General features: G+C 72.7%; 21 protein-coding genes. 4 read left to right on the top strand and 17 right to left on the bottom strand.

Annotation, left to right across the window (positions count from 1 at the left end):
- Positions 1-176: 176 nt before the first annotated feature.
- The 9 genes from AB0F89_RS15435 to AB0F89_RS15395 all read right to left on the bottom strand — a co-directional run bounded on the left by AB0F89_RS15435 (position 177) and on the right by AB0F89_RS15395 (position 7885).
- A complete protein-coding gene (locus tag AB0F89_RS15435) occupies positions 177-689 on the bottom strand; it encodes a DinB family protein (protein ID WP_367136717.1) in 513 nt (170 codons plus the stop codon).
- A 100-nt stretch (positions 690-789) separates the two neighbouring features.
- Positions 790-1560, bottom strand: a complete 771-nt coding sequence (locus AB0F89_RS15430; RefSeq protein WP_367136715.1) for a cell division protein FtsQ/DivIB — start codon at positions 1558-1560, stop codon at positions 790-792.
- Complete coding sequence (gene murC, locus AB0F89_RS15425; protein WP_367136713.1) at positions 1557-3023, bottom strand: UDP-N-acetylmuramate--L-alanine ligase; 1467 nt, start codon at positions 3021-3023, stop codon at positions 1557-1559. Before murC ends, AB0F89_RS15430 begins: the two co-directional genes overlap by 4 nt.
- A complete protein-coding gene (gene murG, locus AB0F89_RS15420; RefSeq protein ID WP_367136711.1) occupies positions 3020-4123 on the bottom strand; it encodes an undecaprenyldiphospho-muramoylpentapeptide beta-N-acetylglucosaminyltransferase in 1104 nt (367 codons plus the stop codon). The genes murC and murG overlap by 4 nt, the downstream gene beginning before the upstream one ends.
- A gap of 35 nt (positions 4124-4158) precedes the next feature.
- Positions 4159-5607 carry a putative lipid II flippase FtsW gene (gene ftsW / locus AB0F89_RS15415; RefSeq protein WP_367136709.1) on the bottom strand — a complete coding sequence of 483 codons (1449 nt, stop codon included), beginning with the start codon at positions 5605-5607 and terminating at the stop codon, positions 4159-4161.
- A gap of 81 nt (positions 5608-5688) precedes the next feature.
- On the bottom strand, positions 5689-6126 hold the full coding sequence (locus AB0F89_RS15410; RefSeq protein ID WP_367136707.1) for an Imm1 family immunity protein: 438 nt from the start codon (positions 6124-6126) through the stop codon (positions 5689-5691).
- A complete protein-coding gene (locus AB0F89_RS15405) occupies positions 6123-6506 on the bottom strand; it encodes a DddA-like double-stranded DNA deaminase toxin (protein WP_367136705.1) in 384 nt (127 codons plus the stop codon). Before AB0F89_RS15405 ends, AB0F89_RS15410 begins: the two co-directional genes overlap by 4 nt.
- 325 nt (positions 6507-6831) lie before the next feature.
- Entirely contained in the window at positions 6832-7020 is a 189-nt protein-coding gene (locus AB0F89_RS15400) for a DUF397 domain-containing protein (RefSeq protein WP_367136703.1), read from the bottom strand.
- 19 nt (positions 7021-7039) lie between these two features.
- The gene (locus tag AB0F89_RS15395; protein WP_367136701.1) at positions 7040-7885 is read right to left on the bottom strand and encodes a helix-turn-helix domain-containing protein; all 846 of its coding nucleotides are present in this window, start codon (positions 7883-7885) and stop codon (positions 7040-7042) included.
- A 103-nt stretch (positions 7886-7988) separates the two neighbouring features.
- Between AB0F89_RS15395 and AB0F89_RS15390 the strand changes: the two genes are divergently transcribed.
- Complete coding sequence (locus AB0F89_RS15390) at positions 7989-8198, top strand: hypothetical protein (protein WP_367136699.1); 210 nt, start codon at positions 7989-7991, stop codon at positions 8196-8198.
- Here AB0F89_RS15390 and murD read toward each other — a convergent pair.
- The 8 genes from murD to mraZ all read right to left on the bottom strand — a co-directional run bounded on the left by murD (position 8189) and on the right by mraZ (position 17920).
- A complete protein-coding gene (gene murD, locus AB0F89_RS15385; RefSeq protein ID WP_367136697.1) occupies positions 8189-9550 on the bottom strand; it encodes a UDP-N-acetylmuramoyl-L-alanine--D-glutamate ligase in 1362 nt (453 codons plus the stop codon). The genes AB0F89_RS15390 and murD overlap by 10 nt on opposite strands.
- A gap of 2 nt (positions 9551-9552) precedes the next feature.
- Positions 9553-10641, bottom strand: a complete 1089-nt coding sequence (gene mraY / locus AB0F89_RS15380; RefSeq protein ID WP_367136695.1) for a phospho-N-acetylmuramoyl-pentapeptide-transferase — start codon at positions 10639-10641, stop codon at positions 9553-9555.
- A complete protein-coding gene (gene murF / locus AB0F89_RS15375) occupies positions 10638-12098 on the bottom strand; it encodes a UDP-N-acetylmuramoyl-tripeptide--D-alanyl-D-alanine ligase (protein WP_367136693.1) in 1461 nt (486 codons plus the stop codon). Before murF ends, mraY begins: the two co-directional genes overlap by 4 nt.
- Positions 12095-13555 carry a UDP-N-acetylmuramoyl-L-alanyl-D-glutamate--2,6-diaminopimelate ligase gene (locus AB0F89_RS15370; protein ID WP_367136691.1) on the bottom strand — a complete coding sequence of 487 codons (1461 nt, stop codon included), beginning with the start codon at positions 13553-13555 and terminating at the stop codon, positions 12095-12097. The genes murF and AB0F89_RS15370 overlap by 4 nt, the downstream gene beginning before the upstream one ends.
- A 208-nt stretch (positions 13556-13763) precedes the next feature.
- On the bottom strand, positions 13764-15668 hold the full coding sequence (locus AB0F89_RS15365) for a peptidoglycan D,D-transpeptidase FtsI family protein (protein ID WP_367136689.1): 1905 nt from the start codon (positions 15666-15668) through the stop codon (positions 13764-13766).
- A 50-nt stretch (positions 15669-15718) separates the two neighbouring features.
- On the bottom strand, positions 15719-16357 hold the full coding sequence (locus AB0F89_RS15360) for a hypothetical protein (protein WP_367136687.1): 639 nt from the start codon (positions 16355-16357) through the stop codon (positions 15719-15721).
- Positions 16354-17301 (bottom strand): 16S rRNA (cytosine(1402)-N(4))-methyltransferase RsmH, encoded by a 948-nt coding sequence (rsmH, locus tag AB0F89_RS15355; RefSeq protein WP_367136685.1) that lies wholly within the window; start codon positions 17299-17301, stop codon positions 16354-16356. Before rsmH ends, AB0F89_RS15360 begins: the two co-directional genes overlap by 4 nt.
- 187 nt (positions 17302-17488) lie before the next feature.
- Positions 17489-17920 (bottom strand): division/cell wall cluster transcriptional repressor MraZ, encoded by a 432-nt coding sequence (mraZ, locus tag AB0F89_RS15350; protein ID WP_073899631.1) that lies wholly within the window; start codon positions 17918-17920, stop codon positions 17489-17491.
- A gap of 460 nt (positions 17921-18380) precedes the next feature.
- Here mraZ and AB0F89_RS15345 point away from each other — a divergent pair, with 460 nt between their 5' ends.
- The 3 genes from AB0F89_RS15345 (at position 18381) to AB0F89_RS15335 (ending at position 23279) form a co-directional block, all read left to right on the top strand.
- The gene (locus AB0F89_RS15345; RefSeq protein ID WP_367136683.1) at positions 18381-19487 is read left to right on the top strand and encodes an AAA family ATPase; all 1107 of its coding nucleotides are present in this window, start codon (positions 18381-18383) and stop codon (positions 19485-19487) included.
- Position 19488: 1 nt separating this feature from the next.
- Positions 19489-20754, top strand: a complete 1266-nt coding sequence (locus tag AB0F89_RS15340) for a DUF58 domain-containing protein (protein WP_367136681.1) — start codon at positions 19489-19491, stop codon at positions 20752-20754.
- Between the two features lie 86 nt (positions 20755-20840).
- Positions 20841-23279 (top strand): DUF3488 and DUF4129 domain-containing transglutaminase family protein, encoded by a 2439-nt coding sequence (locus tag AB0F89_RS15335; protein WP_367136679.1) that lies wholly within the window; start codon positions 20841-20843, stop codon positions 23277-23279.
- The last annotated feature ends 43 nt before the right edge of the window (positions 23280-23322 follow it).

Here is a 23322-nt window from a genome sequence, read left to right as displayed (position 1 = left end):
TGCTGGAGTGGATGACCACCGGTGTCACAGCCCGGACGGATCTCCACCCGGATTGAAACTCTCAACCAGAGGTTCAGAGTTATGTCAACCCCGTATGTTCCTGCTGGACGTTATGCATCAGCAATGCCTCGGTCCAGCAGCCACGCCGTGTTGTGTCCTGACCGGGTGAGCTGTCTCTACTCGCCGGTCACCCCGTCGAGCAGTTCGCGCACCGCGTCCAGGTGTCCTGCGTGCCGACCCGTCTCCTCGAGCATGTGGATCAGCACCCAGCGCACCGAAAGCCGCTCGTCCCCGCGGAACACCACCTCGTGGTCGAGGTCGAGGCCCGCGGCGACCTCCCGGCTCACCGCGCACTGCGCAGCGTAGTCGGCGAGCAATCCGGAGATCGTCTCGCCCGGCTCGACGCGCCAATCGGCGTCCGGGTCCTCCTGGGTGTAGGGCGCTTTCGACGGCCGTCCGGACAGGACGACCTCGAACCAGTAGTGCTCGACCCAGCGCAGGTGCTTGACGATGCCCGCGGCCGTGTTGAGCTGGGACGGGAGCACCGGGCGGCGTGCGTCCGCCTCGGCCAGGCCCGCGCACTTGAACTCGATCGTCCCGCGCATGAAGTCCACGAAACCGCTCAGCAGCGTGCGCTCGTCGCCGGTGTGGGGCAGTTGGATCCGGTTGTCCACCGGCGTCGGGGCCATGGCCGAAGTATCGCCCGCCGGGCGACGAGCTGACGATCGACTTGCGCGGATATGCGATGTGGCGGTTTTCACCGGAATCCGGCGTTTGGCGCGGATTCGCTCACGAGACGGTCGGCAGCTCCGGGCTGGACACGTCGAACACCGAGCCCTTGCGGGTCATCAGGACGTCGAGCACGGCGGCCTTGCGCGGCGAGTCGTCCGACGACCCCCAGCGCACCTCCCGCCCGCCGCTCAACGCCAGCCGCACGTCCGACGGCGAGTCGGCGGCGACGCTGAGGACTTCGGCGCGCAGCCCTTCGGGAATCCGGGTCAGCACGGCCACCGCCGCCGCCACCGCGTCCTGCGCCGCCTTCAGCTCCGGCAGCCCGTCCGGCGGCTGCACGACCGTGGCGTAGTCCTTGCCGGTCGCGTCGACCAGGTGCGCGCCGTCCGCCGCCACGACCACCCCGACCGGCTCGCGCTCGTCCACGGTGAGCCGCACGGTGCCGGGCACCACGCGCTCGACGGTGACCCCGGCGACGCGCGGCAGCTCGCGGACCCGACCGGCGACCGCGTCGACGTCCAGCTGCACCAGCGGTGTGCCGGACTCGACCGCGGCGGCCTGGCGGACCTCGTCGGCGGTCAGCTCGGCGGTGCCGCGCACGTCGACCTCGCGGACGCCCAGCACGGGCGTGAACCAGACCGTGCAGACGACCGCCGTCACCACGAGCATGGCGAGGATCGCGCCGATCCGGCGGCGCACCACCTTGCGCCGGTACAGGTGGGCCCGGGTGGGGCGGCCGGGCGCGCCGCGCGGTCGGCGGCGCGCGGTCGGCCGGGAGCCCGGCCCGGTGGCCGCTCCTGAACGACGACGCGCCGCCTGCGTGCTCATGCCCCGTCCAGCTCCCCGGCCTCGACCGTCTCCCCCGCCGCGGCGGGCTGCCCCGCCTTGGCCAGCTCCCCGACGATCTCCGGCCCGAGCATGGTCACGTCGCCCGCGCCCATCGTCACGACCAGGTCGCCGTCCGACACCAGGCCCGCCACCAGCGCGGGCACCCGGTCGAACGACGGCTCGTAGACCACGTCGCCGACGTCCAGCGACACCAGGCCCGAGACCAGCGCGCCGGTGACACCGGGCTCCGGCTCCTCCCGCGCGCCGTAGACGTCGAGCACCACGACCGCGTCGGCCAGGCTGAGCGCGGCGGCGAACTCCTCGGCGAACAGCCGGGTCCGCGAGTACAGGTGCGGCTGGAACACGACCACCAGCCTGCCCTCGCCCGCGACCGGCCGGGCGGCGGTGATCTGCGCGGCCACCTCGGTCGGGTGGTGCGCGTAGTCGTCGTACACCCGCACGCCACCGGCCTGGCCCTTGAACTCGAACCTCCGGCGCACGCCGCCGAACGCGGCCAGGCCGGCCAGCACGCCCTCGCGGTCCGCGCCCAGCTCCAGCGCGGCGACCAGCGCGGCGATGGCGTTGGCCGCCATGTGCTCGCCGGGCACGGCGACCCGCACGTCCAGCACCTCGTCGGCGTCCGCCCCGCCGGCCAGCTCGACCCGCGCCACCCCGCCGGAGTCGGCGGGCCGGTAGTCGACCAGGCGCACCGAGCCGGGGCCGGTGGCCGTGCGGCCGTACGGGCGGACCCGGATGCCGAGCTTCGCGGCCCGCTCGGCCAGCGCCGCCGAGCCCGGGTCGTCGGCGCACGCGATCAGCACACCGCCGGGCTGGATGCGCTCCAGGAACGAGTCGAACACCGCCACGTACGCCTCGACCGTGCCGTGGTGGTCGAGGTGGTCGGCCTCGACATTGGTCACGACCGCGACCGACGGCGAGAAGAACAGGAACGAGCCGTCGCTCTCGTCGGCCTCGGCGACGAACACGCCGCCGGCGCCTTGGTGGGCGTTCGCGCCGGACTCGTTGAGGTCGCCGCCGATCGCGAACGACGGGTCCAGCCGGCAGTGCTGGAGCGCGACCGTGAGCATGGAGGTGGTGGACGTCTTGCCGTGCGTCCCGGCGACGCACGCCACCCGGTGGTCGAGCATCAGCGCGGCCAGCGCCTCGGCCCGCCGCAGCACGACCGCGCCCCGGGCGCGGGCCGCCACCAGCTCCGGGTTGTCCTCGCGGATGGCGGTGGACACCACGACGGCCGTGGGGCCGCCGGGCAGCTGGTCGAGGTTCGCGCCGTCGTGGCCGACCGCGATCGCCGCGCCCTGCGCGCGCAGCGCGAGCACGGTGCGCGAGTCCTTGGCGTCCGAGCCGGACACCTGCGCGCCGCGCGCGAGCAGGATCCGCGCGATGCCGCTCATGCCCGCGCCGCCGATGCCGACCAGGTGCACCCGGTCCAGGACGTCGCTCACTTCCCGATCACCTCCAGCACCATGCGGGCCAGCACCTCGTCCGCCTCGCGGTGGCCGGTGCTCAGCGTGGCCGTGGTCATCGTGGCCAGCCGGTCGCGGTCGGCGACCAGCGGCACCACGTTCGCCGAGATCCACTCCGGCGTGAGCTGGTCGTCCGGCACCAGGATGCCGCCACCCGCGGCCACCACGGGGTTGGCGTTGAGCGCCTGCTCGCCGTTGCCGTGCGGCAGCGGCACGAACACCGCCGGCAGGCCGACGGCGGACACCTCGGCCACCGTCATCGCGCCGGACCGGCACAGCACCGCGTCGGCGGCCGCGTAGGCCAGGTCCATCCGGTCCAGGTACGGCACCGGCACGTACGGCGGCGCGCCCGGCACCGACTGCACCGCGACGGTGTTCTTCGGGCCGTGCGCGTGCAGCACCGCGATGCCCGCTCGGGCGAACGCGGAGGCGGCGCCGGACACCGCGTTGTTGATCGACCGGGCGCCCTGCGAGCCGCCGAACACCAGCAGCGTCGGCGCGGTCGGGTGCAGGCCGAAGTGGGCGCGGGCCTGGTGGCGCAGTTCCGCGCGCTTGAGCGAGGTGATCGAGTAGCGCAGCGGGATGCCGATGACCTCGGCGTCGGTCAGGCCCGAGTCGGGCACGGCGGCGGCGACCCGTTCGGCGAACTTCGCGCCGACCTTGTTGGCCAGCCCGGCCTTGGCGTTGGCCTCGTGCACCACGATCGGCACCCGGCCGCGGGCGGCGAGGTACGCGGGCAGCGCGACGTAGCCGCCGAAGCCGACCACGACGTGCGCGCCGACCCGCTCCAGGATGCCGCGCGTGTGCCTCACCGCGCCGCGCACCCGCAGCGGCAGCTTGAGCAGGTCGGGCGTCGGCTTGCGCGGCATCGGCACCGGCGGGATCAGCTCCAGCGGGTAGCCGCGGGCCGGCACGAGCCTGCTCTCCAGACCGCGCTCCGTGCCGAGCGCCACCACGCGCGCGTCGGGCCGGAGCCGCATGACCGCGTCGGCCAGCGCCAGGGCGGGCTCGATGTGCCCGGCGGTGCCGCCTCCGGCGACCACCACACACGGTCCGGCCTGCTGGGGAACCCCGGTCACGCACTTCCTCCTCGCGTCGATGTACCGCTCTGCGGCTAGCGCCCGTCGCGCCGCCTGGACCGCACGTCCCGGTCCTGGCCGGCCTTGCGGGATTCGCGACGACGGTACTCCGACGGCGGAGCGTGACGACCGGCCATCCTCCGCTCGTCCACCGGCGGCGGCGCGGCCTTGCGACCGCGCGGCGGCGTCGACGGCCGGACGGGACGGCGCTTCGGCGGCGGTTTGTACGCCTCGGGCGCGGGGAGCTTGAGGACGCCGCCGACCCGGCCGGGCCCGAGGGACCGCAGCGCCGAGACCGCTTCCGGCTCGTGGCGGGCGCAGTTGGCCAGGATGCCGAACACGAACATCGTGGTGACGACCGACGTGCCGCCGGAGGAGATCATCGGCAGCGTGATGCCGGTGACCGGCAGCAGCTGCACGACGTAGCCGATGTTGATGGCGGCCTGCGCGACCAGCCACACGGTCAGCGTCGCGGCCACCATCCGGATCCACGGGTCGGTGTTGCGCGCGGCGATGCGCAGGCCGACCACGGTCAGCATGGCGAACAGGCCCAGCACCAGCACGCAACCGATGAAGCCCAGTTCCTCCCCGATCACGGCGAAGATGAAGTCGCTGTGCACGTTGGGCAGGTAGCGCCACTTCGAGCTGCCGTTGGTGAGGCCCTTGCCGAGGAACCCGCCCTCCGCCAGCGCGTACAGCGCCTGCAACGCCTGCAGGCCGTCGCCCTGCGGGTCCTGCCAGGGGTTGAGGAACGTCTCGACGCGCTTGAGCCGGTAGGTCGCGTTCAGCGCGAGGATGAGCGCACCGGTCACCGCGCCCACCGCGATGATCCCGAAGATCCGCATCGGCGCGCCGACGAACCAGAGCAGGCTGATCAGCACCACGCCGAGGGTGATCGTGCCGCCGAGGTCGGGTTGCAGCATCACCAGCGCGAACACCAGCATCGCCACCGGCACCACCGGGACCAGCAGGTGCCGGTACTGGTCGAGCAGGGCGCGCTTGGTGACCAGGACGTGCGCGCCCCAGAGCGCGAGGGCGAGCTTGGCCGGTTCGATCGGCTGGAACGAGATGGGTCCGACCGTGAACCACGACTGCGCGCCGCCCAGGACCGACCCGAGGGGGGTGAGGACGAGGACGAGCAGGATGACCGAGACGAGCATCGCCATCGTGCTGGAGTGCCGGATCGTGCGCAGCGGTATGCGCAGGACGATCAGGAAGACGACCGCGCCGACGCCCACGTACAGCAGCTGCTTCTTGAAGACGCTGTAGGCGGAGGCGCCCTCGGCCACCTCGCCCGGCGCGGACGCGGACAGGACCATGATCAGGCCCAGCACGGTCAGCATGCCGAAGATCGCGAGCAGCAGGTGGAAGTCCGCCAGCGGCCGGCCGAGCCACGCGGTCAGCGAGGTCCGCGAGACCACCCGCTTGGTGCGCCGTGCCGTTCTGGGCGGTCTCTCCACCGACGTCCGGTCCACCGCAGTCATGCGCCCATCGTCTCCCGACAGGGGCGGCGACCGCCGACAATCGACCGCGTGTCGCGCCCCGTGACCGTGATCCAGGACAAGCTACCCGCCCAGCACGTCCCGCCACCGGACGGAGGTGGGTCGGGCGGCGGTGGTGCGGAACTCGTCGATCAGGTCGACCAGGGTGGTGAGCGGGACGCCGGTGCCGGGGTGGAAGTAGTTGCTCGCCGTCGTGGTCCAGCCAGGCGAGTCGGGCGAGCCCACGCTCTGGACGAAGTCGTCTTCTCCCGCGTACTCGATGTACCCGAACCCGTCGCAGACGGCCACGATGACCTGGTGGTCCGGGATCGTCCGGCCGGTGACCGAGTCCGTCTCCAGCGGTCGGGCGGAATGGATCAGCTGAGCCTCGCTCGTGTCGGGCAGGGCGAGCCGCTGGACGAAGACCTGCACATCGGGACGGGTCGCGAGCACCTGCTCGTGCAGGTCCTTCGACAACACGGTTCCCGGTTCGAGATCGGACCAGATCGCTTCGACCGTCATCTCGCTCGCTTACCTCGATAAGTAACTCGTGTGCCGTCAGGTTCGACCACGGTCAACGTAGTGCCTTCTTCGAGCACTGCCGGCAGATACCCGTCACAGGTGTACCGGTACCTGGCGGTCTTCGGATCACGACCGCACACCACCCGGTCCATGACGACGACCTCGTGGGTGGGCGGTTTGCCCAGCAGTCGTATGGCGATCTTGATCTCGACGTGCTTGGCGAGCACTGCCAACGCGGGGCCTTTGCCGGGAAACTCGCGCTTCAGGAACTGTTCGGCTTGCTTCTGCCAACTGTTCGGGTCGTCGTCCTCTCCGCTGAGAACCCGGGTCCGGCTGCCATCGGAGTGGAGCCACCAACCGGCCGCTTGAGCCTTGGGCACACCTGGACGGAGATTTCGGCGGGCGGCTTGGACGCGGTCTTCGGGCACCGGGAGTGGTGGGCTGTCGCCGATCAGGCCGATGATCCGGGTGAGGATCGCTTCGACGGTGACGCGGAGCCGGGCGCAGTGGGCCAGGAGGTCGGTGTTGTCCTGACGTGCCTCGGCGAACGTGCCGATGACCTGCTCGACCTCCGACTGGGAGGTGCCGGCGGTGGCGGTGGCGAGGTCGGTGTGGGCGTCGTCCAGCAGGTCGGCCGACCGTCCCAGGGCCGAGACGATCCGGTCGACCAGGTCGAGGACCCGCCGGAGCGCGCCGGCTACGGCGTCAAGCGTGGTCGAGAACGCCCCGCTTCGCGGTGGTCAGGAAGGCCGTCATGGCCCCACCGCCGAAGACGAGGACGGGTCCGGCGGCGTTCTTGCTGTCCCGGACCCGGAACGCGGCGGAGGACGAAGAGACCTCCACGCAGTTGCCGGCACCGTTGCTCCGGCTGCTCTTACGCCACTCCGACCTCATCGCGTTCTCCTCGGCCGAGCTAGAAGTCCCCTGCCACCCGCCCGACCAGCGCAACCGACTCTTGCGGGTCGAGCGCCGTGGCTCGCAGGTGGTCCAGGACCAGGCTATACCGCTCCACCTCGGCCGTTTCCTCCAGATAGAGGCCGCCGGTCAGGTTGTCGATGTAGACGACGCTCGGGAAGTCGGCGAACTTGAGCACTGTGAAAGCGGTGCCCATCGCCATGTGCTGTCCCTTGCCGAAGGGCAGCACCTGCAAGGTCACGTTGGGCAGGTTCGCCAACTTCCGCAGGTGGATCAGTTGCTCCTCCTGCACCTGCGCGCCACCGACAACCCGGCGCAGCGCCGCTTCATCGAGGATCGCCCACACCGACAGCGAGCCGTCTTCCACCCGGCGCTGACGCGTCTGGCGCAGTTCGGCTCGCTTGTGGATGGCTTCATCGGTCGCGTCCGGGGCGTAGGACCGCATGACCCAACGGGCGTAGGCCGGGGTTTGGAAGAGGCCGGGGATCAGGTCGATCTCGAAGGTGTCGATCGCGATCGCCTCGGATTCCAGGACCACGTACTCGGAGAACCAGTCGAACAGGACGTCGCCGTACACGTGCCACCAGCCGCGCTTCTTCGCGACCTTCGCCAGCCGCAGCAACCAGGCCGTCTTCTCGGCAGTGGCCCCGTAGAGGTCGGCCAGCGCCCTGGTGTCTACTATGGACACACCGGTGTACGCCGACTCGATGCGGCTGATCTTGGACTTCGAGTAGCCCAGGTTCTCGACCACGTCGTCGAAGTCGAGCCCGGCCTCCTCGCGGAGCTGGGTCAGCGCGCTCGCCAGGACGCGCCGCCGGACTCCCGGACCTTGGTTCTGCGGCATGGTGCGACATTAGCGGGGAACCAGGACACCGATCGGGTGAACTTCTGCCGTAAAGCAGATTGCCGTGTTGCACGGCAAGCCGTCGAGGTGCACTTTTAGCCCCATGATCTCCGGCGCACTGGCCCGCGCCCACCACCTGCTGAACCAGGACATGCTCGGCTACCTGGACACCGTCGAACTGCTGACCAACGACCAGGACACCGACGACGACACCGTCCTCGCCGTCGCCCGCACCCCGTGGCCGTGCGCGGTGATCGACTCGGCGCACACCCACCTCAAGGACCCGGACCGGGTCCTCGAGGATCAGCGCTGACCGACCAGCTCCAGCACCGCGTCGGTGAACGCCTGACCGCGGTGCGCGTAGTCGGCGAACATGTCCATCGACGCCGCCGCCGGCGCCAGCACGACGGCGTCGCCGTCCCGCGCCATCGACCGCGCCGCGCGCACGGCGTCGGCCATGGTTGCGTCGTCCAGCACCGCCACCGGCACCGAGGGCGCGTAGCGGGACAGCGCCGAGGCGATCACCTCGCGGTCCGTCCCGATCAGCACCGCCCCGCGCAGCCGGTGCCCCTCGTGCCGCACCAGCTCGTCCACCGACGCGCCCTTGAGCAGCCCACCGGCCACCCACACGACGCTCTCGTGCGACCGCAACGACGCCTCCGCCGCGTGCGGGTTCGTCGCCTTGGAGTCGTTGACGTACGACACCCCGTCCGCCGTCGCCACCGGCACCGCGCGGTGCGCGCCCGGGCGGAACGAGCGCAGCCCCTGCGCCACCGCCGAAGCCGACACGCCGTGCGCACGCGCCAGGGCCGCCGCCGCCAGGGCGTCCGAGATCCCCGGCGGCCCGCCCGGCTGGACGTCGACGGCGGGCAGCAGCACCACGTCGGCGGACCCGAACGCGCGGTCGACCAGCAGGCCGTCCCGCACCCCGAGCTGCCCCTCCTCGGGCTCCCCGAGCGTGAACCCGACGTGCGCCGCCGCGGGCGAGTCCGCCAGCATCGACGCCACCACCGGGTCGTCCACCCCGCCGACCGCGACCTCGCCGGTCAGCACACCGGCCTTCGCACCGGCGTACGCCTCGAACGTGCCGTGCCAGTCCAGGTGGTCCTCGGCCAGGTTCAGCAGCACCCCGGCGAACGGCCGCACGGACGGCGACCAGTGCAGCTGGAAGCTCGACAGCTCCACCGCCAGCACCCGCCGCCCGGCCAGCAGCGCGTCCACCACGGGCAGCCCGACGTTGCCGCACGCCACCGCGTCGATCCCGGCCGCGCGCAGGATCGACTCCAGCATCCCGACGGTCGTCGTCTTGCCGTTGGTCCCGGTCACCGCGAGCCACGTCGGCGGGTCGGCCAGCTCCAGGCCCATCCGCCAGGCCAGCTCGACCTCGCCGATCACCTCGACGCCCGCGACCCGCGCCGCCTCCAGCAGCGGGCTGGACGGGCGCCAGCCCGGACTGGTCACGACGAGTTCCGTGCCGGGCGGCGGCTCCGCCAGCCCCGGCGTCAGCGTCACGCCGGGCGACAGCTGCTCCAGCGCGGCGAGCCGGTCCGCCGAGCCGTCGGTCACCGTGACGACGGCGTCGGCCGCCAGCAACGCCTCCGCCGCCGACCGGCCGGTCACACCGGCGCCCGCGACCAGGACGCGCCGACCTTCGAGGAATCCCATGGTCAGCTCTCTACCGCGGTCAGCCACTCGCTGTAGAACAGGCCGAGCCCGAGCATGCAGCACATGCCCGCGAGCAGCCAGAACCGGATGATCACCGTGGTTTCCGCCCACCCGGCGAGTTCGAAGTGGTGGTGGAACGGCGCCATCCTGAACAACCGCCGTCGTGACGTCCGGAAGACCGCGACCTGCAGCACCACCGACAACGCCTCGACCACGAACAGGCCGCCGATCACGACCATCAGCAGCTCGGTGCGCGTCGCGATGGACAGGCCGGCGACCAGGCCGCCCAGCGCGAGCGAGCCCGTGTCGCCCATGAAGATCTTGGCGGGCGCGGCGTTCCACCACAGGAAGCCGATGCAGCCCGCCATCGCGGCGGCGGCGACCAGCGCCAGGTCCAGCGGGTCGCGCACCTCGTAGCAGCCGGCCACCAGCAGGTTCGAGCAGCTGTAGCGGAACTGCCAGAAGCTGATCACGACGTAGGTGCCGAGCACCATCGCGGACGTGCCGCCGGCCAGGCCGTCCAGGCCGTCGGTCAGGTTCACGGCGTTCGACCAGGCGCTGATCGCGGCGTAGCAGAACACCACGAAGCCGACGACGCCGAACGACACCACGGCGATGTCGCGCACGAACGACAGGTTCACCGACGCGGGCGTGAGCCCCTCCCGGTTCGGGAACTGCATGACCAGGACCGCGAAGATGATCGTGGCGACGAACTGGCCGACCAGCTTCGCGGTCTTGTTCAGGCCGAGGTTGCGCTGCTTGCGGATCTTGATGAAGTCGTCCAGGAAGCCGACGATGCCCAGCGACGTGGTCAGCATCAGCACCAGCAGCCCGGACGCGCTCGGCGTCTGGTCCTGCGCGGACGCCGACATGGAGTTCACCAGGTGCGCGCCGAGGTAGCCCGCCCACATCGCGACCAGGATCGCGACGCCACCCATGGTGGGCGTGCCGCGCTTGGTCTTGTGGCTCTGCGGCCCCTCTTCGCGGATCTCCTGGCCGAAGCCCTGCCGGGAGAAGATCTTGATCAGGTACGGCGTCAGCATGATCGACGCGATCAGCGCGATGGCCGCCGCGATGAGGATGCTCTTCACTTGCTGACCGCCTCCAGGAGAGCCTCGGCAACCCGCCACAGGCCGTATGAGTTGGATGCCTTCACCAGGACGACGTCGCCGGGCCGCACCTGGTCGCGCAGCAGCTCCACGGCCGCCGCCACGTCGGGCACCAAGATCGCTTCTTCGCCCCAGGATCCTTCCAGGTGCGCGCCTTGGTGCATCGCGCGGGCGTCCTGCCCGACGACGACCAGCTTGTTGATGTCCAGGCGGACCGCGAGCCGTCCGATTTCGTCGTGCGCGCGGATCGAGTCCGCGCCGAGTTCGGCCATCGGGCCCAGCACCGCCCAGCTGCGGCGGGCGGGCGTGGTGGCCCGGGAGATGGTGGCGAGCGACTTCAGCGCCGCGCGCACCGACTCCGGGTTGGCGTTGTACGCGTCGTTCACGACCGTCACGCCGTCCGGGCGCTCGGTGACCGCCATGCGGTGCGCCGACACCCGTTCGGCGGCGCCCAGGCTGTCCGCGATCCCCTGCGGCGTCGCGCCGAGTTCGAGCGCGATCGCGGCCGCGGTGAGGGCGTTGCCGACCTGGTGCGGTCCGTGCACGGCCAACCGGACCCGGGCCTCGCCCTGCGGCGTGACCAGGGTGAACCGGGCGCGGGCCTGCTCGTCCAGCTCGACGCCCTCGGCGCGGACCTGGGCGGCCGGGTTCTCGCCGACCAGGACGACCTTGGCCCTCGTGCGGCTCGCCATGCCCGCGACCAGCGGGTCGTCGGCGTTGAGCACCGCGATGCCGTCCTCGGGCAGCGCCTCGACCAGCTCGCCCTTGGCCTGGGCGATGCCCTCCCGCGAGCCGAACTCGCCGAGGTGGGCGCTGCCGACGTTGAGCACCGCGCCGACCCGCGGCACGGCGACCCGGCACAGCTCGGCGATGTGCCCGACACCGCGCGCGCTCAGCTCCAGCACCAGGAAGCGGGTGCTCTCGTCGGCGCGCAACGCCGTCCACGGGTGGCCCAGCTCGTTGTTGAACGACCCGGGCGGCGCGATGGTCGGCCCGAGCGGCGACAGCACGCCGGCGATGAGGTCCTTGGTGGACGTCTTGCCGGACGAGCCGGTCACGCCGACGACGGTGAGGTCCGCCAGCCGGTCCGTGACGTGCCTGGCGAGCCTGGCCAGCGCCGCGAGCACCGCCGCGCCCGCGCCGTCGGTGTCGCCGGACAGCACGTAGGCATTGCCCTCGGACCGGTCGACGGGCGGCGCGATGACGGCGGGCGCGTCGACCTCCCGGCCCGCCAGCACCCCGACGGCGCCCCGGTCGACGGCCGCGGCGGCGAAGTCGTGGCCGTCGACCCGCTCGCCGGGCAGCGCCAGGAACAGGCCGCCGGGCGTGATCTCGCGGGTGTCGAACTCGACGGAGCCGGTGACCACCTCCGCTCCGGTGGCGCGGTGCAGCTTGCCGCCGACGACCTCGGCGATCTCGGCGAGGCTGAGCTGGATCACCTGGTGGCTCCTCTGATCGCCGCGGTCAGTGCGTCCACGTCGGAGAACGGGTGCACTACACCCGCGACCTCCTGGCCGGTCTCGTGGCCCTTGCCCGCGATCACGACGACGTCGCCGGCGCGCGCGAGCGAGACCGCGTGCTCGATGGCGCGCCCGCGGTCGCCGATCTCCACCACGTCGCCGCGCTCGTCGTCCGGCACGGCCAGCGCGCCGTGCAGCATCGCGGCCCGGATCACCGCCGGGTCCTCGCTGCGCGGGTTGTCGTCGGTGACGACCAGGACGTCGCTGCGCCGCGCGGCCTCCTCGCCCATGAGCGGGCGCTTCGCGGTGTCCCGGTCACCGCCGCAGCCGAGGACCGTGATGACGCGGCCGGTGGCGCGGGCGCGGACCGCGTCCAGCGCGAGGGCGACGGCGGCCGGCTTGTGCGAGTAGTCGACGACGGCGGTGAAGTCCTGGCCCTCGTCGACGCGCTGCATCCGGCCGGGCACCTGGACGGTGCGCAGGCCCTCCTGGATGGCCGCCCGCTCCACGCCCTGGGAGTGCAGGCAGGCGATGGCCAGCAGGGCGTTGGCGACGTTGAAGTCGCCGGGCAGGCTGAGCTCGACGTCGAACTCCGCCCCGTCCGGGCCGTGCGCGGTGAACGCCTGCTCGCCGGTGGCGGACACGGTCACGCCGGACGCCGTCCAGTGCGCGTCCTTGGTGGTCGCGACGGTGATCGTGCCGTCCTCGACCAGCCGTGGACCCCACTCGCCGTCCACGCAGACCACCTCGGTGCGGGCCCGGCCGTCGAACAGCTCGGCCTTGGTCCGGAAGTAGTCCTCCATGTCGGGGTGGAAGTCCAGGTGGTCCTGGGAGAGGTTGGTGAACGCGCCCACCGCGTACCCCACCCCCGCGACCCGGCCCAGGCGCAGGGCGTGGCTGGAGACCTCCATCGTGACGTCGGTGGTGCCGCACTCCAGCATCACCGCGAGGAGCGCTTGCAGGTCGGGGGCTTCCGGCGTGGTGAGGGCGCTGTCGAGCCTGCTGCCCGCGACGCGCGTCTCGACCGTGCCGATCAGGCCGGTGACGCGGCCGGCCGCGCGCAGCGCCGACTCGACCATGTAGCTGGTGGTCGTCTTGCCGGACGTGCCGGTGACGCCCCAGACGGCGAGCTTGGTCGACGGGTGGCCGTAGACGCTCGCGGCCACCCGACCCAGCACGGCCCGCGGGTCCGGGTGGACCAGCACGGGCACCCCGTCGACCCTCCGCGCGCCCTCGGCGTCGGTCAGCACGGCCACCGCGCCGTGCTCGACGGCCTGGGCGGCGAAGTCGGCGCCGTGCACCCGCGCGCCCGGCAGGGCGGCGAACAGGTCTCCCGGCCGGACGTGCTGGGCGCGCAACGTCACGCCGCTGACCTGGACGTCCGCCAGGTCGGGCGCGGACAGGTGGGCGTCGACGGTCGTGGCTAGCTCGGACACGGCAACGGGCTGGGTGCGGGAAGGGCGAGGCGGAGCGGTCGCGACCTTGCCCTCGAGCTTGGCAGGCACGCGCGGAAGGCTACCGGCGCACGGAGAGTGTTCGTCCGGCACGTCCACTCCGGACGGGCTCGGCACGCCTTGCGACGCGGCAAACCCGAAATATCTTCCACAAAACGGACCGTGAGGCCGCGCGGACGCGCCCGGGGCCTCAGTGCACCAGCGGCACGAACGGGCTCTGCTCGGCCGACAGCGGGATCTGGTAGCGCTGCGTCAGGTACGACGCGATGTCGTGGAACAGCGGCGCGGCCGACTGGGGGCTCCCGGTCGGGTTGTCGAGCATGATGCCGACCACGAACCGGGGGTTGTCCGCGGGCAGGATGCCGGCGAACGTGATCCAGTACTGCGAACTGCTGTAGCAACCGCACTTCGGGTCGATCTGCTGCGCCGTGCCCGTCTTCCCGCTGATCTGGTAGCCCGGCAGCGCCGCGGGCACGCCCGTGCCGCTCTGCTCGAACGCGTCGCGCCCCGGCACGTCCTGCACCACCGCCCGGAACATGTCGCGCACGGTCTTGGCCGTCTGCGGCGACACGACCCGCTCGCCGTCCGGCGGGTCCGCCGCCTTGCGACCGCCGTCGGCCGACACCTCGGCCCGCACGATCCGCGGCGGCACGCGCACGCCGTCGTTGGCGATCGCCTGGTACATGCCGGTCATCTGCAGCAGCGTCATGTTCAGGCCCTGGCCGATGGGCAGGTTGCCGAACGTCGAGCCGGACCACTGGTTCAGCGGCGGCACGTAACCCGGCTCCTCGCCGGGCAGCCCGGACTGGGTGCGCTTGCCGAGGCCGAACTTGCGCAGCATGTCCGCGTACCGGTCCTGGCCGATCTTCTGCGCGGTCAGCAGCGTGCCCACGTTGGACGACCTGGCGAACACGCCGGTGAACGTCATGTCCAGCGGGCCGTGGTTCCACCAGTCCCCGATGACCCGGTCGGCGACCTTGATCGAGCCGTCGACCTGCAGCACGCTGTCCGGCTGGAAGATCCCGTCCTCGATGGCCGTCGCCGCGGTCACCAGCTTGTTCACCGAGCCGGGCTCGAACACCGACGTGACCGCGAGGTTGCGCAGCTGGTCCTCGCTGGCCTTGCCGAAGTCGCTCGGGTCGAACGTCTTGTCGTTGGCCATCGCCAGGATCTCGCCGGTGCGGGTGTCCAGCACCACCGCGGACCCGCTGCGCGCCGCCGTCTTCTTCGTGTAGTCGGTGACCATGCGCTGGACCGCGTACTGCGTGTCGATGTCGAGCGTCAGCTCCAGGCTCTTGCCCGGGACGGCCGCGGCCAGGTCCCGGGACCGGTTCGGGCCGGGGATGACGACGTCGTTGCCCTGCATGGTGTCCACGACGCGCTGCCCGTTGCGACCGGCGAGCAGGTTGTCCTGCGCGATCTCCAACCCCAGCAGGCCGTGCGTGGCGGGCGGCTCCTCGTTCTTGCGCCAGTTCGCCGCGCCGATGATGTTCGACGCCAGCTCGCCGTTCGGGTACACCCGCACGGCCCGGTACTCGGAGCCGATGTCGACGTACTTGTCGTTGATGACGGCGGCCTTGCCCGGGTCGACGTTGTCGACCAGCTCGATGTAGGTGGTGTCCTGGGACAGCTTGGCCAGCATGGTGTCCCGGTCGGTCTTCTGGCCGGCGACCTCGCGGCCGAGCGTCTGCTCGATGAACCCGGCGATGTCGGCGAGGCGGTCCTCGAAGCTGCCGATGTCCGGCTTGGCCTCCAGCGCCTCGGCCCACGTCTGGCGCATCATCTGCGGCAGCGCGTAGAGCGCGCGCGCCTCCACGCTGAACGCCAGCTGGTTGCCGTTGCGGTCCAGGATCGAGCCGCGCGCGGCCGGGATGTCGATCTTCGTGGCGCGCTGCTTCTCTGCCTGGGCGGACAGCGCCTCCGCCTGGAAGCCCTGGACCTGCACGAGCTTGAGACCGGCCAGGAGCAGCGCGCCGACCAGCAGCAGCCGGCCCACCGCGAGGCGGACCCGGCTGTTGCCGCCCCGCCGCTTCGGCGCCGGTCCACGGACCGACAGCGGGCGTCGCACTGGCTTGCCCCGGGTGGGCCCCGGCATCACTGACCTCCTGGTACCGGCTGTTCCACGGCGTGCTGTCGGTCCCGCACCTAGCCGCCCTGACCCGCCGCCGGCGCGTCGGCGGACTGCGTCGGCGCGGCGTCCGCGGGCGGTGTCGGCGGCGCGTCGGCGGGTGCCGTCTGCGGCGCGTCGGCGGGCGGCGCCTGCGGCGGTGCGGAGGACGTCGAGGTGGGCGGGGGCGGTTGGACCGCCGACGGCTTGCCGTACACCTCGACCGAGCCGTCCGGCAGCTGCCGCAACCGGGCCGGGTCGCCCGCGGGCAGCAGGCCGAGCTTCGCCGCGGCCTCGGCCAGGCTCTGCGGCGACTCGGCCAGCGCGACCTCCTGCCGCAGCTGCTCGACCTGCCTGGCCAGGCCGGTCTCCTCGGCCCGCGCGTCCTGCAGCCGGTAGGAGTCCGCGGTCGCCTGGGTCGACAACCACATGATCGCCGCGATGCCGACGCCGAGCACGACCATCACCATCACCACGAACGGCGCCTTGGGCGCCACCACGGGCTGGCGGGTGACCGCCGGACCGCGCCGCGACGTGCGCTGGGCGCGCCGCGCGTAGGCCCGTTCGGCCGCGGCGGACCGGCGGCGCTCGGGCGGCACCGCCTTCAGCGAGCGCTCGCGCGGCTTGGCCTGCCTGATCGGGGTCGACCCGCCACCGGTGCGTGCCGGTGCGCTCACGTCGCCTCCCGGATGCGCTCGGCCGCCCTGAGCCGCACCGAGGCGGCCCGGGGGTTCTCGTCGACCTCCTGCTCGTTCGCCTGCTCCGCGCCCCTGGTCACCAGCTTCAGCTGGGGCCCGTGGCCGGGCAGTTCGACCGGCAGGTCCTGCGGCGAGGTGGACGTGGCCAGCGCGGTGAACGCCCGCTTGACCATCCGGTCCTCCAACGACTGGTAGGACTCCACGACGATCCGGCCGCCGACGGCCAGCACCGACAGCGCGGCGGGCAGCGCCAGGCGCAGCGACTCCAGCTCCTGGTTCACCTCGATGCGCAGCGCCTGGAACGTCCGCTTGGCCGGGTGGCCACCGGTCCGGCGGGTCGCTGCGGGCACCGCGGCGTACAGCAGCTCGACCAGCCGGCCGCTGGTGGTGAACGGCTCGCGCTCGCGCTCCCGCGCCACCGCGCCGGCGATCTTGCGGGCGAACCGCTCCTCGCCGTAGTCGCGCAGGATGCGGGTCAGCTCGTCCACCGGGTACGTGTTCAGCACGTCGGCCGCCGTCGGCCCGGTGCCCGCGCTCATCCGCATGTCCAGCGGCGCGTCCTTGGAGTAGGCGAAACCGCGCTCCTCGGCGTCGAGCTGCAGCGAGGACACGCCGAGGTCCATCAGGATGCCGTCGACCGGCTTGCCGCCGACCGCCTCGGCGATCCCGTCGTAGGTGGTCCGCACGAACTCGACCCGGTCGCCGAACGGCGCCAGCCGCCGCCGGGACAGCTCGATCGCCTGCGGGTCGCGGTCCAGGCCGATCAACCGCACCCCCGGGTGGGCGCGCAGGACCGCTTCGGAGTGCCCGCCCAGGCCGAGCGTGCAGTCGACGAACACGGCGTCCCGGTCGGCCAGCGCGGGGGCCAGGAGGTCCAGGACGCGGTCGAGCAGCACCGGCACGTGTCGCGCCTGCTCCACCACGCCCACTCCCTCGATGGTCCCCCCTCACAAGTCGGTCACGAGCCACGTGTTGAACGAAGGCGGGTGTCGTCAGGTCCCCGCCCGCCCGTCGAACCTGGCGCCGGGGAAGGTGCGCCAGGGCCGATAGCCGAGCGGACCGAGGCCTCACGGCACCCGATGCCTCGAAACAACGGCCGATCCGGTCGAACTAGAAGACGCCGGGCAGCACCTCCTCGCGAGCCGTGGCGTAGCTGTCCTCGTGCTCCTCGAGGTAGCGCTGCCACGCCTGCGCGTCCCAGATCTCCAGCCGGTTGATCGCGCCGATGACCACGCACTCCTTGGTCAACCCCGCGTACCGCCGCAGCTCCGGTGCGATCGACACCCGGCCCTGGCCGTCCGGCCGCTGCTCGTCGGTCCCCGCGAACAGGTAGCGCTGGTAGGCGCGGACCGCCTCGTTGGTGAAAGGAGCCTCCGCCACCTTGCGCGCCATCTGCTCGAACTCGGCCCGGGGGAACACGTAGAGGCAGTGGTCCTGGCCCTTGGTGACCATGAGACCCCCCGCTAGCGCGTCCCGGAACTTCGCAGGCAGCGTCAGTCGGCCCTTGTCGTCCAGCCTCGGGTAGTGCGTGCCCAGGAACACGGCGCCCACCTCCCGACGCCGGAAGCTCCACTTCCGACCGGCAGTGGAGCCCCCGTCTGCCCCACCGGCCGCCACAGTACCCCACTTTTCACCACAGTCAACGCTGAAACGGGTGGTTGCGGGCTACCCGCCGGGACGTTTCCGCAGGTAGAGCGAAGATGACCACTGTGGAGCGTGGTGGGGGAAGATGAGCGCGACCACCTCCGCGAGTGAGCTGAACCGGCCCCAGATCCACCCGGATGGCGCAGTGAAATCGGGCAAAACCGGTTCACCCGCGCCCCTGGTGGGGAATCGTGGTGGAAGGGGGTGAACCGGCCGGATCGCGGGGCCGTGGAATCCGCCGGCCCGAAACTGTTCAATCGGTGTGGGGCGCTTCGCCCCGGTTTGACACACTGCGTGAAACGCTCACCGCCACCGCGAACCGGTCGCGGTAGGGCCGCGCCCTGCTCCAGGAGGTCGAGTGACTCCGAGTACACAGCCCGCCGCACTACCAGAGCACTCCTACGGGGGCGGCGCGCCCACGGGCGGCAACGCTGTCTCCAACGGCGCGGCGCCCGCCCGCCTGGAGGAAGGGCTCGGAGAGCTGCACGCCGCGGTCGGGCGGATCGCGGCCAACGTCGAGAAGGTCATCGTCGGCAAGCCGGACGTGGTCCGGGTCGCGCTGGTCACCCTGCTCGCCGAGGGCCACCTGCTGGTCGAGGACGTGCCGGGGGTCGGCAAGACGTCGCTGGCCAAGGCGCTGGCCCGGTCGATCGACTGCACGGTGAGCCGCATCCAGTTCACCCCGGACCTGCTGCCCAGCGACATCACCGGCGTGTCGATCTACAACCGGCAGGACAACGACTTCGAGTTCCGCCCCGGCCCGGTGTTCGCGAACATCGTGGTGGGCGACGAGATCAACCGCGCCTCGCCGAAGACCCAGTCGGCGCTGCTGGAGTGCATGGAGGAGCACCAGGTCACCGTCGACGGGCAGACCTACCCGCTCGGCTCGCCGTTCATGGTGATCGCCACGCAGAACCCGATCGAGATGGAGGGCACCTACGCCCTCCCCGAGGCCCAGCGCGACCGGTTCACCGCGCGGGTCTCCATCGGCTACCCCGACCCGCAGGCCGAGCTGGCCATGGTGGACGAGCACGCGGGCCACGACCCGATGGCCGACCTGCGCCCGGTGTCCGACGCCGAGCAGGTGCTCCGGTTGGTCCAGGTCGTGCGGCGGGTGCACCTGTCGCCGGAGGTCAGCCGGTACGCCGTGGAGCTGGTCGGCGCCACCCGGCGGCTGCCCGAGCTGCGGCTGGGCGCGTCGCCGCGCTCGACGTTGCAGCTGGTCCGGGCGGCCCGGGCGCAGGCCGCGCTGGCGGGCCGCGACTTCGTGGTGCCCGACGACATCCACGCGGTGGCCGTCCCGGTGCTGGCGCACCGGCTGGTGCTGACCGCCGAGGCGCAGGCGGCCCGCCGGTCGTCGGCCGACCTGGTGCGCAACCTCGTCCAGCGGGTGCCGGTGCCGCACGCGGCGCCCGACCCGAACGGGCAGTTCCCGCACAACGCCAACCCGAACCACCACCGCTGACATGCGCGGGGCCCTGTCCGGGCTGACGACCCGGGGCCGGTGCCTGCTGGCCGCGGGGTTCGCGGCCGGCCTGTGCGCGATCGTGCTGAACGAGCGGGACCTGCTGCGCGTGGCGGCGTTCGTGGTGGCCCTGCCGCTGCTGGCGGCGTGGCTGGCGCAGCGGGCCAGGGTCGGCCTGCACGCGAACCGGTTCCTGCACCCGAGCCGCGTCCAGGTGGGTTCGGCCACCGACGTGCGGGTGGAGCTGCGCAGCGCCGGGCGGCTGCCGACCGGCGGGCTGCTGCTGGAGGACGCGGTGCCGTACGCGCTGGGCGCGCGCCCGCGGTTCGTGGTGGAGCGGCTGCCGCGCAACACGGTGACCGTGCTGCGGTACCCGCTCAAGCCGGTGATGCGCGGCGTGCAGCAGGTCGGCCCGCTGATGGCCCGGATCACCGACCCGTTCGGCCTGGCCGAGTTCGACCGCGAGATGGCGGGGCGCAGCCGGCTGGTCGTGGTGCCGCGGGTGGTGGGGCTCGCCGGCCTGCCGAGCGGTTCCGGCATGGGCTCCGGTGACGACGGCTCGATCCGGCTGCGCGCCGGTCAGGGCGAGGACGACGCGGTGGTGCGCCCCTACCGGCACGGCGACGACCTGCGGAAGGTGCACTGGCGCTCGACCGCGCGGCGGGACGAGCTGATGGTGCGCGTCGAGGAGCGGCCGTGGCGCGGCGGCACGACCGTGCTGCTGGACCACCGGCTGGTCGCGCACCGGGGCAGCGGTCCCGGCGCGAGCCTGGAGTGGGCGGTGTCGATGGCCGCGTCCGTGTGCCTGCACCTGCACCGGTTCGGCCACCAGGTGCGGCTGGTCGGCGACGACGGCCGGGTGCTGGCGGGCGGGCCGGGCGACAGCGGGTACAGCGACTCGGTGGTGCTGGACGCGCTGGCCGCGCTGCCGCCGTCGCACCGCCGCGAGCCGGCCGTCGGCGTGGACCCCGGCGCGGGCCAGGAGGTGATCGCCGTCCTCGGCGGCTGCACGCCCGCCGTGGTCGACTCGCTGATCCGCAACCGGCCGCGCGGCACGCGCAGCCTCGCGGTGGTGCTGGACGTCCGGGCGTGGGCGGCCGCTTCGGAGGACCCGGCACCCGACCCGGCCGAGGCCCAGCGGCTGCTCAGCGGCGCCGGGTGGGGCGTGGTCGTGGCGCGCCCGTCGACGCCGATGGGGCAGGTGTGGCAGGAGCTGTGCCACAGCGCGGGCAACCGCGGGCCCGTGGTGCGCACGGAGGTGGGTTAGGTGATCGGCGAGGCGGCCGTGGTGCGCGCGGACGTGCGTCAGGTGATCGGCGAAGCGGCCGTGGTGCGTGCGCGGAGGTGGGGCGGATGAGCGGCAGGGCGACCGTCGGCACGGGCGGCAACTGGGTGGTCAGCGCGACGCCCGCGGTGGCCGGCCTGGCGACGCTGTGCGCGGCCACGGCGTTGTCGAGCGTCATCGACGGCGTGCTGTGGCTGGTGTACCTGGCCGTGGCGATCGCGGTCGTCGGCGGCGCCGGGGTGCTGTTGCGAGCGACCAGGCTGCCCGCCCCGGTGGTCGGCCTCGGCCAGGTGCTGGCGCTGCTGTGCCTGCTGGTGACGATCTTCACCCGCAGCGGCGTGCTGATCGTGCTGCCCGGTCCGCAGTCGCTCCAGGACCTGGTGACCGTGCTGGCCGACGCGATGTCCGAGGTGCAGACCGGCGTGCCGCCGGTGCCGGACAGCCCGGCCATGCGCTGCCTGGTGATGGTGGCGATCGGGGTCGTCGCGATCCTGGTGGACACGCTGGCCGTCAGCGCGGCCGCGCCCGCCGCGTCCGGGCTGGTGCTGCTGTGCGTGTTCGCGGTGCCGGCGTCGCTGGCCGACGAGATGCTGCCGCTGTGGACGTTCGTGTTCGGCGCGGGCGCGTTCGCCCTGCTGCTGGCCGTCGACGGCCAGCACCGGCACGAGGCGTGGCGCGGCAGGCTGCCGAACGGCGGGCAGAGCGGGTCCGGTCCGGCGGCGACCGCCGTGGCCGGGCTGGCCGTGGTGGTCGCGCTGGTGGCCGGCGCGAGCCTGACGCTGGTCGGCACGGTCGGCAGGCTGCCGGGCACCGGCGAGGAGATCGCCGGTGGCAACGGCGGCCTCGGCATCGACCCGATGACCCAGTTGCGCGGCATGCTCAACCAGGGCGCGCCGCGCGAGCTGTTCCGGGTGCACGACCTGCCGTCCGCGTCGCTGTACCTGCGGGCGATGACGCTGCGCCAGTACGTGCCGGACAAGGGCTGGGAGCTGGGCGGGAACATGCCGGAGGGCGTGCCCGCGAACGGCGAGCTGCCCGGGCAGCCCGGCGACCCGGGCGGCGGCGAGGTGAAGACCGTCGAGATCGAGCCGATCAACTGGGTGGACAACTGGCTGCCGGTCTACGGCAAGCCGCGCGGCCTCCAGGACGTCGACGAGAACTGGCGGTACGACCCCGTGCGCGGGATGGTCTACAGCGTGCGGGCCCGCAAGTCCGGGCCGTACAAGCTGGAGGCGGTGTTCGAGACGCCGTCGGCAGGCACGCTGCAGGAGGTGTCCGGCCAGGCGGACGTCGACCCGGAGTACCTGGAGGCGCCGGGCGTCGAGGGCCGGGTGGCGGAGCTGGCGCGCGAGGTCGTCGCCGGGCACGACAACCAGTTCGACCGGGCGACCGCGCTCTACAAGCACTTCACCGACGGCACGCAGGGTTACGAGTACACCACGCAGACCACGGATTCGAGCACGTCGGTGGACGCGTTGGAGGACTTCGTGCTCAACGGCAAGAAGGGGTTCTGCGAGCAGTACGCGTCGGCGATGGCGATCATGGCGCGGTCGGTCGGGATACCGGCGCGGGTCGCGCTCGGGTTCACCGCCGGGTTCCCCACCGGCGAGTACCAGACGATCACGTCGCAGGACGCGCACGCGTGGGTCGAGATCTACTTCCCCGGCTACGGCTGGATCACCTTCGACCCGACACCGCTGACCGACGGTCGCGGCGTGACCCCGCCGTACATCTCGGGCCTGGAGGCCGACGACGAGGAGGACGGCTCCAGCGCGGGTGCGACGACCACCACGACCACGACCACCGCGCCGGGCACGTCGTCCTCCGCGACCGCCGCGCCCGACGCGCAGGACGACGACGGGTCGGCTTCGACGGAGGCGTTGGCGCCCACCTGGCACTGGGTGACGCTCGGGGTCGCGTTCGTGATCGCGCTGCTGCTGACGGCGTTGGCGCTGTTCGGCGGGGCGCGGTTGGCCCGGCCGTCGTGGTTGCGGGCGGCGGTGCCGGCCGGCGCGGCGGTGGCCTGGGTGGTCGTGGTGACGTTCGCCGTGGGGTTGCTGTACTGGCCGGCGGCGTTGCTGGTGGCGGTGGCGCTGGTGGCGTCCGCGCCGGCGGCGGTGCGCGCTTGGCGGCGGCAGGAGAGGCTGCGGGCGGTGGCCGCCCTGGGGCCGGACGCGGCGAGCGCGGCGTGGCAGGAGCTGGTGGCGGAGTCCGTGGACCGGGGGACCCTGGTGCCGCGCACGGAGACCGTGCGGGTGGCCGCGCGGCGGTTGGTGCGAGCCCACAACCTGGATGAGCAAGGTCGGGACGGGCTGCGCGCGGTGGTCGGTGCGGTGGAGCGGTCCTGGTACAGCGCCCAGTCGACGACGGACCCGGCGTTGCCGGGCGCGGTGGACAGCGTCCGCCAGAGCCTGAACCGCAACGCGCCGCTGGCGCTGAAGGCCAAGGTCCTGCCCCGGTCGGTGCTCCAGCCGAAGCCGCCGGCGGAGCCGGACGCCGACATGTGACGCTGTGGCGTGAGGAAGAGGGCCGGGGGATCCACTCCCCCGG

Origin of the sequence: Saccharothrix sp. HUAS TT1, assembly GCF_040744945.1 — a bacterium.
GTDB lineage: Bacteria > Actinomycetota > Actinomycetes > Mycobacteriales > Pseudonocardiaceae > Actinosynnema.
This window is presented reverse-complemented; position numbering and strand designations above follow the sequence as displayed.